This window comes from Selenobaculum gibii, from assembly GCF_030273445.1.
GTDB lineage: Bacteria > Bacillota > Negativicutes > ICN-92133 > ICN-92133 > Selenobaculum > Selenobaculum gibii.
In genome coordinates this window covers 2,380,201-2,393,902 of sequence record NZ_CP120678.1, presented here as the reverse complement: position 1 = coordinate 2,393,902, position 13,702 = coordinate 2,380,201, and the positions used below count along the sequence as shown (strand labels likewise).

Sequence of the window (13,702 nt, the reverse complement as noted above, 5' to 3'; positions counted from 1 at the left end):
GTGATTGCGTTGCAGTTAGAATTGATTTATGGTCGCGCCGGCACGGGAAAATCGCAGTTGTGCTTAGATGAAATTCAGCGAGAACTGCGTAATTCTCCAGATGGCGTACCGCTTTTATTATTGGTGCCTGAACATGCGACGTTTAAGCTGGAAAAAGAATTGGCGAGTACAAAAGATTTGGGCGGCTTTACTCGTGCTTATGTTATGGGGTTTCGCCGTTTTGCGCATCGTGTGCTTTTAGAATTAGGCGGTGCGTTAAAGCCTCGAATTAGCGACTTGGGAAAGCGACTCCTTGTACATAGGATTTTGTCAGCGCGAGAAAGTGAATTTAGCGCTTTTGCACGTGCGGCGAAACAAAGAAATTTTACGGAAACGATTGTGAATTTAATCGAAGAATTTAAGAGCTATCGAATTGAATCAGCAGCGATTTATTCGGCAAGCCAGCAGGTAAATGATGTGATGCTCAAGCAAAAGCTAACGGATTTATCGCTGATTTATACGGATTTTGCTGATTATATGGATGGAAAATATACAGATGCGGAAGATTGCTTAAATTTGTTGGCAGAAAAATTGTCGCTATCTTCGTTAGTGTGTGGCGCAAAAGTCTGGATTGATGGGTTCACTTGGTTTAATCCGCAAGAACTTGCGATTCTTAGGCAATTATTGCTTACTGCAGCTGAAGTGAAAATTACGCTTTGCATAGAGGAGATTGATTCACCAGTGCATCAACAAGAGGTGGCACTATTTCACCGCCAATGGCAGACTCGTCAAGACGTCATGCAAATCGCGCGTGAATTGGATGTTCACGTAAAAGAGCGAGAAATGAGTGAACGATATCGTTTTGCTGCTGCTGAAGAATTAGAAAGCCTCGAAGAAAAACTTGTCACTGCTAAGAAAATTCAGATAAAGAGTGCAGGAAAAATAAATATTGTGGAAGCGGCAAACCGTCGTAAAGAAGTAGAAGGAATGGCAATCGACATGATTCAAAAATGTCGTGAGCTAAATTACCGTTGGCGTGATATGGCGGTTTTGCTGCGTGATACAGAAAATTATAGTGACCTGATTGCTAATGTCTTTTCTGATCTAGAGATACCGTTTTTTCGTGATGGTAAAAGAAAGGCTGTGCATCATCCGTTAGCAGAATTTCTGCGTTCTATTTTAGATGCATTGCAGGGATGGCGCTATGAACCGTTATTTCGTGTATTAAAAACAGGATTTTTCCCCGTAAAACGCGACCAAATTGACAAAGTTGAAAATTACGTGTTGATGTATGGCGTTCGAGGGGAAAAATGGCAGGAAGAATGGCAGTTCGGCAAAGGTGCAAACTTTGCCGAAGAAGCTTTGGCAGAAATAAATTTGATTCGGAAAACCCTGATTGTGCCGCTCAATGCATTGCAGGAAAAGTTGAAGAGCTGCCAGACGGTCAGTGAATATACAGATGCTTTATATGATACTTTAGAATCTATGGAAATCCCAGAGCAGTTAATCACTCTAGCTGATCAGGCACAAGCAGATGGGCAGTTAGCCGAGGCGCGCGAATATGAACAGTTATGGAATTTAATCATAAATTTATTTGATCAATTGGTCGAAACGTGCGGCGAAGAAAAGTTATCCCTGACGAAATATCAAGAGCTTTTAATCGATGGCTTAGAAGGGCTGGAGCTTAGCTTAATTCCAGCAAGTCTTGATTTTGTGACGATTACGACGATTGAGCAAAATTCTAGTGAAAATGCAAAAGCAATCTATATCGTAGGAATTAACGAAGGCGTATTACCAAAACGCGGGCGGATGGAAGGAATATTAAATGATGCGGAGCGCTTATTGTTACATGAGTCTGGCTTACCCATTGCGCCAGGAACGGGCAGTGATAATTTTGCTGAACGATTCCTCGTTTATTCTGCGTTGACAAGAGCCAGTGAAATGTTGTGGCTGAGTTACCCTCTTGCCGACAATGAGGGGAATGGGCTATTACCGTCTACCTTAATTGAACGTATCCGTAAATGGATAGATGGAATAAAAGTGATGCAGTTACCGCTCGATATTGTGCAAGAAGACGATATTTTGCCATTTATCGGCACGGGCAGGCAAGCGGTAAGTGCACTCACCGGCAGTTTGCGCAACTTTAAAAAGACGGGAAATTTACATCCTGTGTGGCAGGATGTTTATAATTGGGCAATTCATACAGAGTCATTAAAGCTGGTATTAAATACATCTTTGGCTGGCCTTTTTTATACGAGAGCAGATGATGCACTATCCGCAGAAGTTGCCCGTCAGCTCTATGCAAAACATAAGTACCTGCGTGGAAGCGTTACGCGCTTTGAAAAATTTACTGCTTGTCCATTTCGTTATTTCGCGGAATATGGGTTAAAGTTAAAAGAACGGACGTTATATCAATTGCAAAGTTTTGATATTGGAAAGTTTTTGCATGATGTCTTGCGTTGTTATGGCGAGGCTTTACTCAAAGAAGGAAAACGGTGGCGGGAAATTTCGCCGCAAGAACAACAACTGCGCTGTAGTCGTATTGTGGATACACTAAAAGAACAACCGGATTATATGGTGTTGCAAAGTTCCTCACAAAATAAGCATCTTTTAGCGCGCCTGAAAAAAACAGCAGAATTTTCGATTGCACGCCTTAGTCAATTTGATGCGGCAAGCGCATTTGAACCGATGGCATTTGAAAAATCTTTCGGCTTAGTGGATGGAGATTTACCACCACTGACTTATCTGCTGAAGGATGGTTACAGGTTGTCACTGACAGGACAGATTGATCGCATTGATTGTGTAGAAGTTGATGGAAACCTTTATTATTTAGTGATGGATTATAAAACAGGGAAAGCAGATGTAGCGCTTATTGACGTTTTCTATGGATTAAAATTGCAACTCTTAACGTATCTATTGGCAGTGCAAAAGTACGCTGATTCTATTTTTGCCCGCGAGGCATTGCCGGCGGCAATGCTGTATTGCTTTTTGACGATTCCTTTTATTACGGAATCGAAAAAACTAAATGAGGTAGAATTGAAAAAAGCTTTAGCGAAGCAAGGAAAAATGCCGGGCTGGGCGTTGGCAGATGCAGATATGCTAGGGCAGATTGACAGCACTTTTAACGATGCGTTTGGTTTTATTCGCTTTGCCGTAAAAAAGGATATGGAATTTACAAAATCGACGCAGCCAAATGTAAAAGACAGTGAAGAATTTCAGACGCTGATTGATTTTGTCGGCGATAAATTTACGCAAATTGGCAATCGTATTTTAGCCGGTGATGTGCGCATTGAGCCTTATCAATTAAAAGAGCGTACCGGTTGTATGTATTGTCCTTACGGTGCAGTTTGCCGGTTCGATAAAAGTTTATCCTGCTATCAATACGAGCAGTTAAACCTACTCGAGGATACGGAAATTATGGAAAAGATTAATGAGGAGGTAACAAAATGGGCTGGTCAAAAGAACAATTAGCGGCAATTTATACGTATGACAAAAATATTCTCGTTGCTGCAGCCGCCGGCTCAGGGAAAACCTCCGTGCTCGTTACGCGGATTATTGAACGGATTCTCGATGAAGCGCAGGATTTTTCAGTCGATAAGGTGCTCGTGGTAACCTTCACGAAAGCGGCGGCTGCAGAAATGCGGCAAAGAATCAGTATGGCGCTTGAAAAAGAACTAGCAAAAAATCCACAGTCACATCACTTGAAACGGCAACAGATGTTACTAAATAATGCATCGATTACGACGATTGATTCCTTTTGTCAGTCGATTGTGAAGCAGAATTTCCACCGTTTAAATCTTGATCCGAAATTTCGCATTGCCAATGAAGCCGAGCTGACATTGCTTCAATATGAAATGATTGAAGACCTATTTGAAGCAAAATATGCAAACCTAGAAAATGAACCAGTATTTCGGTTATTTATTGACCATTATGGGAAAAAGCATCAGGATGATGCACTTTATGCAATGCTTTTGGATATTTATCAGTTTTCGCGTAGTAATCCGAATCCAACTGCTTGGCTTGATCAGTTAAATGACGCGTTTGTATTTACCGAGGAAACGGCGATTTGGCAATCGCCTTGGGGACAAGCTTTACGCGAGAAGGTAAGTGCTGATTTAGCAAGGTGTAAAGAGCTCATTGAAGCCAGCATAAGACTCGCTGAAGAGGCAATGTTTACTGCCTATGACAAAACTTTAGCTGCTGATCAAGCGTATATTAATGAGTTTATTATAGCGTTTGAAACTTCCTGGCAAAAGATAGATGAATGTATTGCGAAAAACTCCTTTGGCAGATTGGCGAATGCACCGAAAGATGCAGATGAAGAGGTTAAGGATGCGCTAAAGAAAAACCGTGAAACTTATAAAGGGATCATTACACAATTGTGTGAAAAATTCTTTTATGCAGATTTTGCAGCAATTCGGCAGGAATTTCTGACGATTCAGCCGGTGGCAGCAGCCATTGTCGAGTTAGTCAAGGAATTTGGCTCACGATTTGCAAAAGCGAAACAAGAAAAAAGTATCGTTGATTTTTATGATTTAGAACATTTCTGTCTAGATTTATTACAGGAAACCGTAGATGGCGAACTTGTTCCGTCCGCTGTGGCAAACGCTTTGCAAGCGAAATATCAGGAAGTGATGATTGACGAGTATCAAGACACCAATGGGTTACAGGAAGCAATTTTGCAGCTGATAAAGCGCGGCAGGCAAGCAAACTTATTCATGGTAGGGGATGTGAAGCAGAGTATTTACCGCTTTCGTCTAGCAGAACCAGAGCTCTTTAATCAAAAATATCAAACATATCCAACGCGTGGTGATTCGTATACATTGATAAAATTATCGAATAATTATCGTAGCAGAGAAGCGATTATTGACGCGGTTAACTTTATCTTTGCGCAAGTGATGACACTTAAAGCGACAGAACTTGACTATCGGGGTGCAGAATTGATTGCCCAAGCAGACTATCCTGTATGCGAGGGGAAAAGTTTTGCTGAACCTGTAGAACTCAATTTAATTGATTGCGTGAAAAGTGATGTTGGTGAAGAAAATGAGGGTGCACAAGACGAGGATATGAGCACCTTTGCACTTGAAAGTGAGTGGATTGCCACTCGAATTGAACAATTAATGCAGGAAGATTATCAAGTCTATGACAAGGATAGTGGTGGATATCGTCGGCTGATGCTTCGCGATATTGTTATTTTACTACGAGCGGTGAAAGGTAAATCGGATGTTTTGCTGGAGACGCTCCGAAATCATAATATTCCTGCTTATGCAGAATTGTCGGCAGGGTATTTTGCGGCGATTGAAGTGCAAATTATGTTAGCTTTACTCGCTATTATCGACAATCCACATCAAGACATTGAGTTGGCAGCCGTTTTGTATTCACCAATGATTGCGCTGACAACCGAGGAGCTATCTTTCATTCGTTTAGCTGAGGAAAATGTTGATTTATGGGATGCATTGTGTACCTATCGTAAAAAGAATCATGACAAGCTTGCTGATAAATTAAAGGAGTTTGTCGAACGACTAGAAAAATGGCGAAATGCAGCTGCACATAAGAGCGTGCCTGAACTTATTTGGCAGCTGTTTAACGATACGGGGTATTACGATTATGTCGGGAGTATGGAAGGAGGCTTGCTTCGTCAGGCAAACCTTCGGATGCTGTATGATCGGGCAGGAGAATATGAAGCGACAAATTTTCGCGGGTTATTCCGATTTTTACGCTTTATTGAAAAAATGCGGGCAAAAAAAACGGATTTGTCGGTAGCGAGAACACTCAGTGAGAGTGAAAATGTCGTTCGCGTTATGAGCATTCACAAAAGTAAGGGGTTAGAATTCCCCGTTGTATTTCTTGCCGATCTTGGCAAACAATTTAATATGCGTGATAAAAATAAAACGATGCTTTTGCACAAAAAACTTGGCTTAGGCATTTCAATTACCAGCGGCGGGGATACGGCTCTAGCAAGGCTCCGTTATCCAGGGGTATTGCGCAATATTATTGCCCGGGAAATGGAAAATGAGAGCAAAGCGGAAGAGTTGCGCGTGCTTTATGTAGCAATGACAAGGGCACGGGAAAAGTTAATTCTTGTTGGTGCTGTCAAAGAATTGGCGAAAAAAGCGACAAAATGGTGTGAGGCAATAACAACAAAGACGCAGGAGCTGCCACAAGATACGATTTTATCTGCGAAAACTTTCTTAGATTGGCTTGCTCCGTCGTTGCTTCGTCATGAAAGCGGCGAAGTTTTGCGAAGATATAGTGGTTATGAAGGCTATGTAGCGAATCCGATGTGGGATGCAAAGGGCGAGTGGCGTATTCAAATCATCCAGGCAGGAGATTTACTTAGCTCCGAACCCGCCTTAACGGAAGTGAATGCAGAATTTTTACAGAAAATTAAAGAAAAAGCAGAGCTTCCTGCTTCTATTCAAAAAGAAGCAGTAGAAGCAATTTTGAACTGGCAATATCCATATCAAGACGCGATTGATAAGCCGGCAAAACTTTCCGTAACGGAAATGAAACGTCGCTTTGACAACATTGAGCAGGATGGATTTGGACAAAACATGCCAATGGGAGAAGCAAAGGAGATGAAAACCTTTACCAGACCGCGGTTTAAACAGGAATTGAAAGAATTGACTGGTGCGGAATATGGGACTTTGATGCACAATGTGATGCAACATTTGCCGTTGGATATTAAGTCGACCCAGAGTGCTGTGCGGTTAAACCTTGAAAAAATGGTCGAGAAAGAAATTATTCTTCCAGAGCAATTATCAATGATTAATCTATATGGATTAACTTCATTTTTAAAGAGTGATTTAGCAAAACGGATGAAAGAATCCCAAAAGGTACGGCGTGAATTACCCTTTAGTATGATGCTTGATGCAGGTGAAATTTATGATACAATGCAAGGCGGGAATGAAAAAATTTTCGTTCAAGGGGTAATTGACGTGCTTTTTGATGAAGGGGACAAATTGATTTTGCTTGATTATAAGACCGACAAAGCGGATGAAGAAGAGCGAATAAGAAACCGTCATGCGTTTCAATTGAATCTTTATGCAAAAGCGATAGAAAAGATTTTTAAGAAAAAAGTCAGCGAAAAATATCTTTACTTATTTTCTATGGGGAAGGTAATTCGTGTAGAATGAAAATGAGGTGTCTATGCAATCGCATAGACACCTCATTTAATAATCATTACCTATATCACGTTTTTTCAATACATATAAATCACGTAACATTTCGTTATAATCATCGAGTGATAGCATAACAATATTTTTTTCTTCTTTGCCCATAAGAATTAAACGTTCTTTTTCGTTATGGATTTTATCGGAGTATTTTTGAAAGTCTTTTGATAGCATTGCGGGTGTTACTGCCAACATATTTCATTCCTCCTTTTGTTACATCATGCCCTTAACAGGATTGCTTTCCAAGTCGTGGATGTTTTGCTGGTTTTAAACTTAATTTACGTATGAGATTCACTGCATCTTTTAGGCTGATATCCTTTCGATCAGTGGGAGTTTCAATCACACAAATTGGGTTTTCTACGCCTATTTCGCTAGCAGGCATATACACATATTCATTGTTTTCCATATCACCATAGATAATACCTGCTTTTAACTCAGCAGTCACCATTGTACTCATAAATTCACCTAATTCCTAAAACATATCTTTTCTCCATAGAACAAAAGCACATAATGAAGTCAAACCTAAGGCGATTAAAGAAACATATAAGAATCCGTGATCTTCGCCAAAAGGAACATCAACATTCATACCAAAAAAACTTGAAATCACTGTTGGTATCGCTAGCATAATTGTAATCGAGGCTAAAAATTTCATGACTAAGTTCAAGTTATTAGAGATAATAGAAGCGAATGTATCAGCCATTCTACTTAAAATCTTACTATACATTTCCACCATTTCTTTAGCCTGCTTATTTTCAATAATAACGTCTTCTAATAAATCTTCGTCTTCTTCATAAATTTTCAAAAAACGTTGTAAATTATGACTGGAGCGAAGCCTGAGAATCTTGTCCAATACAGCTCCATTGGAACGAATGGAAGCATTAAAGTAAGTTAAACCTTTTTGTAATTCAAGTAGTTGCAATAACTCTTGATTCTTCATTGATTTGCGTAACTGTTTTTCTATGTCTTCAGACAATTTGCTAATTTGGCGAAGATGTTTTAGATAAACTGTTGCTGATTTATAGAGTATTTGTAAAAGAAAACGTGTTTTCTTAAATGTACGGAATAAACGAGCTGTATTTTCATTAAATTCCGAAATGACAGGATTATTTTCTAGACATACAGTTATTGTATAATCTTCTGTAATAATTATACCTAATGGTAAAGTATCATAGATATCCTTACCGCGCATAATTGGTACGTTAGTAACAACCATCATACAATTATCTTCTAATTCAGTATGAGAGCGTTCTTCTTCATCCAATGCGGATTTTAAAAGGTCAGGCTCTACCTCAGTAAAATTGCTGACAACTTTCAATTCATATGGCGTCGGATTTACAAGATTGATCCATGCACCTTTTTCTAGTGTTTTAATACTTAATTCGTGCAATAGACCATTTTCCGAACTTTTATAAACTTTTAACATGTAAAAATGATCCCCTCTCCCAAGGGGACATGTCCGAATTTTTAATTAAATAAAAGAAGACTGATAAAAAAACGGACATATCCCTTTAATTTTTTCTATTTTAAGCCACAACCACGAACTAGGGTGGTCTACATCCATTTTTCTCACCAGCCTTATCATTTATTAATTATTACATTAAAATATTACTCCTTACCTTTGTATTAGTCAACCTATAGCACTTGAAAATCTTTAGGATGATAATTTCTTTGGGGTGAAAAATTTTATTCAATCGTAGTTAGAATGAAAATAAGGATAAAATTGTAAACTGAAAGAGTTTCTTTGTATGCGAAAATATATTTAATCATACTAATATTTTAAAACAGGAATAAAATATTATCCATGAAATCAAAATAAAATCCTAAAATTTAGCTAATGAAAATGATTGACAAAGTTTATGGATATTGTTATAATACTAAATGTCTTAATACGGAGAGGTGTCCGAGTGGTTTAAGGAGCTGGTCTTGAAAACCAGTGATACCGCAAGGTACCGTGGGTTCGAATCCCACCCTCTCCGCCATAAAATATAATACTGGAGTGGTACTCAAGAGGCTGAAGAGGACGGTTTGCTAAATCGTTAGACGCGCAAGCGTGCGTGGGTTCGAACCCCACCCACTCCGCCATTTTAAAGAAGGAATGACTACTGGCTGTAAAGTTGGTGGTCTTTTTGTTATATATTTTTTTGATAGCTTTGCTTTTGTGGCAGAACAGAAAAAAGCGGTTGCAGTGATTAATGAAGCCATCGAGATTCCATGCACAGCTTGTCAGTATTGCGTAGAAGACTGTCCGAAGCAGATTGATATTCCAAAATATTTTGCTTTATATAATGCGGAAAAACAATCCTTAAATACTGGATTGAAGCAGCATATGCAATGAGGAAAAATATAAAGGAATAAATAAAAAAATGAAGGCTAGGAAAATCATTGCTTTTCCTAGCCTTCATTTTTATAAATCACCAGTGAATTTTTGTAGAAAATACTCTTGACTATCTATTTTTATTTCAGGTTCTTCATTGGGTTTTTATATTTTTTATTATTTTGTAGTTCGCGTGCTTTACCATTAGCAGGCCGCATGATATTTAACGAATCAAGAAAAATTTATTTTATTAATTGGTCAAAGATAGGACGGGCAATATATTTGCACAAAAAATAAATTGAAATATTCAAGATTGCATAAAAAACTATTTACTTAGAGCTAACTCCAAATGATAAACTTAACATATGAAGAATATGTCGCTTAATTTAAGGAGGGAATATGGGAAATTTTATATTGTTATGGTTGGGGATTTTATTTGTTGGTTTAGTCATTGGAATAGGGATTTATATCCATCAGCCGATGTTTGGAAACATGCCATCTGGTGAAAGGCTTGAAAGAATAAAGGGTTCACCGCATTATATAGATGGAGAATTTAAAAATTTAGAGCCCGCGACGCAAATTGTTGAAGGTAATCGTTTTATTGTTCTGTGGGATTTTCTTTTTGGAAAAAAAGAGCAGTTAATACCGCAAAAGTTAATTCCAGTTGAAAAGGTCGATTTGAAAGCATTTAATAAGAGTGAAGATATTATCATTTGGTTGGGGCATTCCTCTTATTACATGCAACTCGACGGAAAGAGTATTTTAATAGATCCGGTTTTCAGTGCGTATGCATCGCCGATCTCGTTTATTAATAAAGCGTTTGATGGGACGAATCCATATACTGCTGAGGATATACCCGATATTGATGTTTTATTGATATCTCATGATCATTGGGATCATTTAGATTATTCAACGATCATGAGTTTAAAACCAAGGATTAATCAGGTTGTTTGTGCTCTGGGAGTAGGAGCGTATTTTGAGGAATGGGGATTTGAAAAAAAACAAATTTTTGAGGAAGATTGGTTTGCAGAAATACCATTGCAAGAGAATTTTGCAGTTTACATATTGCCAGCACAGCATTTTTCTGGAAGGTTGTTAAAGTCCAATCAAACGCTGTGGGCTTCATTTGCCATTACGACCAAAAATCATCGCGTATTTTACAGTGGAGATGGAGGCTATGGGAAGCACTTTAAAGAAATCGGTGAGCGATTTGGGAATTTCGATATTGCTATTATGGAAAATGGTCAATATAACAAAGCTTGGGCAAGGATTCATATGATGCCAGAAGAGACAGCGCAAGCAGCGGAGGATATACAGGCGAAAGTTTTACTTCCTGCGCATGCGGGAAAATTTGCATTGAGTAAACATTCGTGGGAGGAACCATTTAATCGTATTGTAGAGGCAAGCGAAGGAAAGAATTATCGTTTAATTACGCCAAAGCTTGGAGAAATTATGGAAATTGGAAATGATGAGCAAGTATTTACTCATTGGTGGGAATAGATATTTTAAAATAAGGGAGAGATGCGTGGGAAGGAGGATTTCAATAAAGGAATTATTTTTTCAAAAGGTGAGAAAATGCCCGCACCTTTTAATAAAAACTTTATTGGGCAAGCTTATTTGGAAATGCTTGCCCAATAAAGCATTTAATCGTCCAATTGGGAATGTAACTTTAGATAAAATTATAAAATGTTGTGGGTAGAAGTTGTACTGTTGAAAACAACTATTTTATTTTTAGGTCGATTGAGAAAAATATATAAAAAACAAGCAAATCGATGGGCGATTTGCTTGTTTTACATTGATTTATATAGATAAAGCGTAGGGATTTTATTCCGCTTATTCTTTCTCTTTTTTCTCCGTAATTGTAAAAGGCTCTTTAAACTTCTCTTTTTCCGCTGATACTTTGCGAAGCTCATTTAGTCCTTTGCCTAGAAATCTGCCAATATCCGGAAGTCTGTTGGGGCCAAAAATTATAATACCGATAATTAAAATTAAAATTAATTCAGGAACGCTAAAACCAAACATAATATATTTCTCCTTTAATATTGATTTTGAATAGTTTAACATTGTTTTAGCAACGGCATAATGAGAAAATACTTTCGTGATAATGCTTGAATAATCTAATCATCAATTTATTAAATTATTCAAAGCTTTTATTTGTTACTTAAAAATCTTGTCTATTTATTGTAATGTATAAATCACTTCTTTTACAAGAGTAATTTTTACTTGCGCTAGAGTCTGTTAAGAAGGATAAAAGGATAGCTTATATTAAAAATCCGCTAAGACAGTGTCTTAACGGATTTTTCAGTTTGTATTTTATTTTCTTGGGAAAAATATATTTAATATTTTTGCATCTTCTTGTTTGCCAAGATATGAGCCGGTAATAAACAAAATCCCTGCGGAAGTAATGCCAATAACAATTTGATGCAGGTTCATGATTTTAATGTCTAATGCCATTGTTAAACAATAAAGAATTGTTCCTCCTGCCATAGAGAGAAGCGCGCCCGTTTTATTTGCTTTTCGCCAGAAGAGTCCTAATAGAAGTGTCCAGAAAAATGCGGTTTCAAGGCCGCCAAAAGCAAACATATTGATTAACCAAATAACGCTTGGTGGAACGAGTGAGATGACAAAAACGATAATTCCAATAGAGGCAGTGGTTATTGTGCTGATGCGTCGCACTTTTTTTAGGGATACAGTTTGCCCTTGTTTTTCTTGATGATGCATATAGATATCTTTAATCATTGCTGAAGAAGATACGATAAGTAGCGAAGATACGGTAGAAATGGTTGCGGCAATTGGCCCAATGATTGCAATTCCCGCAAGGAATGGTGGCATTGTTTTTATGATGGCAAGTGGGATAATATAATCGACACCGCCATAAACAGAAAGGTCTTCCATAAGAAAACCCCGTGCAAACACGCCGATAAGATTTACGCCGATTGTCATTGCACCAATAATCACCGTTCCGATGAGCATTGCCTGATGCAATCCTTTTGTTTCTTTGTAACTGATGCCGCGGACTACGGATTGAGGTAATGCAATCGTGAAGATTCCGACAAGCAACCACTGGGTAAAATATAAAGAGTATGGCATATTACCACCAGCGAGCGGTTCAAGCATTTGAGGATGCAAAGTTTCGATCGTGGTCATTACGGAATGATATCCACCACCTGCATCAAGAACAAAATAAAGGAGAAGTCCAATTCCAATCAACATCATGATTGCGCACCAAGCATCTGTTATTGCAACGGCGCGGAATCCGCCAATTGCAGTATAAAAAATAACGATAAGACCAAAAAGTAAAAGTCCCGTTAGATAGCTATAACCAGTAACGGTTTCAAAAAGTTTAGCACCGCCAACGAATTGTGCGACCATCGTTGCACAGAAAAATAAAACGATAATAAATGCGGAAATATTCGCAAGTAAATCAGATTGATAGCGAGTGCGAATGATATCAATAATCGTAACGGCATTAATTTTTCGTGAAATTAATGCAACCCTTTTGCCGAAAACACCTAAAACGAGGAAGATGGCGGTAATTTGTACAATCGCCATGTAAATCCAGCCGAAACCGACTTGCCAGGCCATACCGGGGCCACCGACAAAAGAACTTACAGAGCTATAGGTTGCGACTGTGGTCATTGCAAGAACAAAGCCACCGAGATCGCGGTTCCCGATAAAATATTGTTGGACAAAATTTTTCATGTGTCCAGAGCTTTCTTGTTGACGGCGAATGATGATACTAAGTATCATCATAAAAGCTAAGAAACAAAGCATTGGAATGAGGATGGAGACATTATTCATCTTCAGTATCCTCCAAATCCATATCTTTGAACACTTTTGTGATTAAAAAGCATACGATTGCCACGCCAAATAACCAGGTACCAAAACAAGAGGTAATTACCCAAAGGGGAAGACGAAAAATTTTTATATCGAGTGTAGCTGCACCAAAACCTGCGATAATCCAAAAAATAATAATTGCTAAAAGTGCTAAGCCGGTTGCTTTTGCTTCTTTTCTGACTTGATGATACTTCTTTTCGTTCGTCATGGTTGCTCCTTTTTGATAAAAAGGCACCCTATATCTAGGATGCCTAAAAAGTGAAAGCAAAAATTCTTTCAGCTTAAATCTCTATGACAGTCCCATTCTTAAGATATAGGCTTATAATTTCATACCTTTTTCAACATTATGTACAGTTATTCATTGAATATACTGCCGATTATATACTATAGCATAGGAATT

General features: G+C 38.3%; 10 protein-coding genes and 2 tRNA genes. 6 read left to right on the top strand and 6 right to left on the bottom strand.

What is annotated here, in order from left to right:
• Positions 1 to 9: 9 nt before the first annotated feature.
• Together addB and addA are read left to right on the top strand one after the other, a co-directional pair.
• Positions 10 to 3,450, top strand: coding sequence for a helicase-exonuclease AddAB subunit AddB (addB, locus tag P3F81_RS11395; RefSeq protein ID WP_309320412.1), 3,441 nt, complete (start codon positions 10 to 12; stop codon positions 3,448 to 3,450).
• Complete coding sequence (addA, locus tag P3F81_RS11390) at positions 3,426 to 7,115, top strand: helicase-exonuclease AddAB subunit AddA (RefSeq protein ID WP_147669657.1); 3,690 nt, start codon at positions 3,426 to 3,428, stop codon at positions 7,113 to 7,115. The genes addB and addA overlap by 25 nt, the downstream gene beginning before the upstream one ends.
• Before the next feature lie 36 nt (positions 7,116 to 7,151).
• Here the strand turns inward: addA and P3F81_RS11385 are convergent, their stop codons facing one another.
• Genes P3F81_RS11385 through P3F81_RS11375 form a run of 3 tightly spaced genes read right to left on the bottom strand, consistent with a single transcriptional unit; the run spans position 7,152 to position 8,574 of the window.
• A complete protein-coding gene (locus tag P3F81_RS11385) occupies positions 7,152 to 7,346 on the bottom strand; it encodes a type II toxin-antitoxin system Phd/YefM family antitoxin (protein WP_147669658.1) in 195 nt (64 codons plus the stop codon).
• Positions 7,347 to 7,377: 31 nt separating this feature from the next.
• Positions 7,378 to 7,608: a hypothetical protein gene (locus P3F81_RS11380; RefSeq protein WP_147669659.1), complete on the bottom strand. Its 231-nt coding sequence runs from the start codon at positions 7,606 to 7,608 to the stop codon at positions 7,378 to 7,380.
• Between the two features lie 15 nt (positions 7,609 to 7,623).
• Positions 7,624 to 8,574 (bottom strand): magnesium transporter CorA family protein, encoded by a 951-nt coding sequence (locus P3F81_RS11375; protein WP_147669660.1) that lies wholly within the window; start codon positions 8,572 to 8,574, stop codon positions 7,624 to 7,626.
• 467 nt (positions 8,575 to 9,041) lie between these two features.
• On the opposite strand from P3F81_RS11375, the gene P3F81_RS11370 reads away from it, so the two are divergent.
• The 4 genes from P3F81_RS11370 (at position 9,042) to P3F81_RS11355 (ending at position 10,965) form a co-directional block, all read left to right on the top strand.
• Positions 9,042 to 9,130, top strand: a tRNA-Ser gene (locus P3F81_RS11370).
• A gap of 14 nt (positions 9,131 to 9,144) precedes the next feature.
• Positions 9,145 to 9,233: transfer RNA gene (locus tag P3F81_RS11365), tRNA-Ser, on the top strand.
• Between the two features lie 13 nt (positions 9,234 to 9,246).
• Complete coding sequence (locus tag P3F81_RS11360) at positions 9,247 to 9,486, top strand: hypothetical protein (protein ID WP_309320411.1); 240 nt, start codon at positions 9,247 to 9,249, stop codon at positions 9,484 to 9,486.
• Positions 9,487 to 9,864: 378 nt separating this feature from the next.
• On the top strand, positions 9,865 to 10,965 hold the full coding sequence (locus tag P3F81_RS11355; protein WP_147669661.1) for an MBL fold metallo-hydrolase: 1,101 nt from the start codon (positions 9,865 to 9,867) through the stop codon (positions 10,963 to 10,965).
• Positions 10,966 to 11,298: 333 nt separating this feature from the next.
• On the opposite strand, the gene P3F81_RS11350 is transcribed toward P3F81_RS11355, so the two are convergent.
• The 3 genes from P3F81_RS11350 to P3F81_RS11340 form a co-directional block, all read right to left on the bottom strand.
• A complete protein-coding gene (locus P3F81_RS11350; protein ID WP_147669662.1) occupies positions 11,299 to 11,487 on the bottom strand; it encodes a twin-arginine translocase TatA/TatE family subunit in 189 nt (62 codons plus the stop codon).
• Between the two features lie 291 nt (positions 11,488 to 11,778).
• Entirely contained in the window at positions 11,779 to 13,266 is a 1,488-nt protein-coding gene (panF, locus tag P3F81_RS11345; protein ID WP_147669663.1) for a sodium/pantothenate symporter, read from the bottom strand.
• On the bottom strand, positions 13,259 to 13,510 hold the full coding sequence (locus P3F81_RS11340) for a YhdT family protein (RefSeq protein WP_147669664.1): 252 nt from the start codon (positions 13,508 to 13,510) through the stop codon (positions 13,259 to 13,261). The genes panF and P3F81_RS11340 overlap by 8 nt, the downstream gene beginning before the upstream one ends.
• Positions 13,511 to 13,702: the final 192 nt, after the last annotated feature.

Bases quoted from the DNA above. Each gene is read 5' to 3' on its own strand.
- addA (WP_147669657.1), top strand. From the start codon at position 3,426: ATGGGCTGGTCAAAAGAACAATTAGCGGCAATTTATACGTATGACAAA.
- P3F81_RS11385 (WP_147669658.1), bottom strand. From the start codon at position 7,346: ATGTTGGCAGTAACACCCGCAATGCTATCAAAAGACTTTCAAAAATAC.
- P3F81_RS11380 (WP_147669659.1), bottom strand. From the start codon at position 7,608: ATGAGTACAATGGTGACTGCTGAGTTAAAAGCAGGTATTATCTATGGT.
- P3F81_RS11375 (WP_147669660.1), bottom strand. From the start codon at position 8,574: ATGTTAAAAGTTTATAAAAGTTCGGAAAATGGTCTATTGCACGAATTA.
- P3F81_RS11360 (WP_309320411.1), top strand. From the start codon at position 9,247: ATGACTACTGGCTGTAAAGTTGGTGGTCTTTTTGTTATATATTTTTTT.
- P3F81_RS11355 (WP_147669661.1), top strand. From the start codon at position 9,865: ATGGGAAATTTTATATTGTTATGGTTGGGGATTTTATTTGTTGGTTTA.
- P3F81_RS11350 (WP_147669662.1), bottom strand. From the start codon at position 11,487: ATGTTTGGTTTTAGCGTTCCTGAATTAATTTTAATTTTAATTATCGGT.
- panF (WP_147669663.1), bottom strand. From the start codon at position 13,266: ATGAATAATGTCTCCATCCTCATTCCAATGCTTTGTTTCTTAGCTTTT.
- P3F81_RS11340 (WP_147669664.1), bottom strand. From the start codon at position 13,510: ATGACGAACGAAAAGAAGTATCATCAAGTCAGAAAAGAAGCAAAAGCA.